Source organism: Vibrio sp. 10N.222.49.C9, assembly GCF_041474985.1.
Lineage (GTDB): Bacteria > Pseudomonadota > Gammaproteobacteria > Enterobacterales > Vibrionaceae > Vibrio > Vibrio crassostreae_C.
In genome coordinates this window covers 1-384 of the sequence record NZ_JBFRVD010001499.1, presented here as the reverse complement: position 1 = coordinate 384, position 384 = coordinate 1, and the positions used below count along the sequence as shown (strand labels likewise).

Sequence of the window (384 nt, the reverse complement as noted above, 5' to 3'; positions counted from 1 at the left end):
CCAAAGCTTTGAGCGAACCTCTCAACTATAAGACGCCATTTTCTAACGAAAAAAGCTGGTCAATGGCCAAGTCTGTTGTCACCTCATCAGAATTTGACTGGCAAGAAGTCGAGCACCCTCGTTTAGCTCGCTCTGAAATAGTGTTGTTCGAGACTCATACAAAGGGACTGACAAAGCTTAATAAGAAGGTTCCTTCTCAGCATAGAGGCAAATATCTAGGCCTGGTAAGTGACGAGATGCTTGCGTTCTACAAAGAACAAAACATCAACTGCTTACAATTGCTACCTGTGGCCGCTTGCATGCATGAACCGCATCTACTTGATATGGAAAAGGTCAACTACTGGGGTTACAACCCGTATGTGTTTATGGCGCCCGATCCACGAT

Annotated in this window: 1 pseudogene; it reads left to right on the top strand. The window is 45.1% G+C overall.

Annotated elements, in window-relative coordinates:
- Positions 1-384, top strand: a pseudogene (locus tag AB4585_RS28930) (glycogen debranching enzyme); the annotation flags it as partial.